Here is a 1,795-nt window from a genome sequence, read left to right on the forward strand (position 1 = left end):
GTTCGGCGCGCTTGCCGCGCGCCATGGGCTGCGCGTGAAGAAGGTGGTGGCCTTGCATATCGACGGTGTGCCGCCGGCCAACGCGGCGGCGCTGTTTCTGCCGCAAGCCGACGCGTACCTGATGCCGTTGGCGGCACGTAACCAGTGGCTGTTCAGCTTTCGGTGCGATGAATGGGACGTAGCGCCGCGCAAGCATGCACTGGAAATCAACCGCCACGATATGCAAGTGGCCACGCGCACGCTGGCGCACTACCTGCCCGAGTTGGTGCCACGCTGTCGTGGCGGCCGGGTGTTCTGCGACAGCTACAGCCCCGACGGTGAGTCGCAGGTGAGCGTCGACGCCTCGCAGAATCTGGTGTTTGCCGGCGCTGGCAGCGGCGCCGGTTTCCGCCTGGCGCCGGGCATTGCCCGCGAAGCCCTTGAATTGATGGTCGCCCATTGGCCCGATGCGCCCGCTACCGCCAAACCCACCCTTTCTACTGTTTCGATGGATTGAAAAGATGACCGCTATCGCCGCGCAAACCTTCTTCCTGATGCCCATCCCGCCGACCCCGAACGGCCGGCTGCACCTGGGGCATATCGCCGGACCGTACTTGCGCATGGACATGCTGGGGCGCTACCTGCGCAGCCAGGGCCATCGTGTCGACGTGGTCTCGGCAGTCGATGGCTTCGACTCCTATGTGTTGTGGAAGGCGCTGCAAGAGCAACGTGCGCCCGAAGCCGTGGTGCGCGACTACCACGCGCAAATCGCCCATGACCTGCGCGCGCTGGATGTCGAGGTCGATGACTTCCTCGACCTGGTGCAAGGCCCGTATGCGCAGCAGCATGCGCGCAATGCCCAGCGCACGGTGGAGCGCCTGGTGGCGCTCGGGGTGACGCAAAGCGTGGTCGAACGCGTGCTGTATTGCCCGGACACTCGGCGCTATATGGCGGGGGCCTGGCTGCTGGGGCAATGCCCGTATTGCCGGGCGGGGGCAGGCGGCTACTTTTGCGAAGCCTGCGGCGCACTGTTTCGCCCGCAAGCCATGCTTGACCCGCAACCGCGCATGGGCGATAGCCCGTTGCACTGGGTGGAGGTCGAAAGCCTGTTTCTGAGCGTCGCCCACCCCGAGCAGTTGCTACAGCGCTTGGCCGCTTCCGGTGCACCGGCGTCGATCATCGAGGTGATTGCGCGCTTCCTCGAACGGGAAAACGGCCTGGTGCGGCTGACTGCACCGGGCGAATGGGGCGTCGCCTGGAGCCCGGATCGCTTTGGCAACCCGCGCGTTCTGTTCGAGTCCGGCTGGGAATATGCGCTGACCTGCGCCGATCGGTCTCAGGAGAACGCCCCCGAGCACGGCCATGCGATGTTGCGCAGCAGCGAGGTGACGACGCTGGTCAGTTTTGGCATCGACAACGCGGTGCTGCTGTTGGCCGGCAGTGTCGCGGTGATGGATGCGCTGCAGGATCACCAGTCGTTTGATTACGTGCTGACCAATTACTTCTACAACCTGCAAGGTGCGAAGTTTTCCACCAGCCGACTGCATGTGGTGTGGGCCGCCGATATCGTCGAAAAGACCCCGGCGACCAGTGACGCCGTGCGTTACTTCCTGAGCCGCGAAAGCCCCGAGCAGGGCGAAACCAATTTCGCCGTGGAGGAGTTTGTCGAGGTGGTCAACGTGGACCTGGCCGGGGCGCTCGACAGCCGTATCGACCTGGCGCTGGGCGCCCTCGATCACGCTCGGGCGCAGTCCATCGAACCTGCGCTGTTGCCGGGCCTGGAGGTGGCTGTCGCCCGGTTGGGGCAGGCCTTCCG

At 65.2% G+C, this 1,795-nt stretch carries 1 protein-coding gene and 1 pseudogene; both read left to right on the forward strand.

Going from position 1 to position 1,795, the window contains the following annotated elements; all coding sequences use genetic code 11:
• Positions 1 to 496 (forward strand): annotated as a pseudogene (locus L9Z73_RS30075) (NAD(P)/FAD-dependent oxidoreductase); the annotation flags it as partial.
• Positions 497 to 500: 4 nt separating this feature from the next.
• Positions 501 to 1,795 (forward strand): methionine--tRNA ligase (locus L9Z73_RS30080; RefSeq protein ID WP_247408577.1); only part of this gene is annotated, 1,295 nt, incomplete at its 3' end.

It is taken from the genome of Pseudomonas emilianonis, from assembly GCF_023072625.1.
In the GTDB taxonomy this organism is placed as follows: domain Bacteria; phylum Pseudomonadota; class Gammaproteobacteria; order Pseudomonadales; family Pseudomonadaceae; genus Aquipseudomonas; species Aquipseudomonas paraveronii.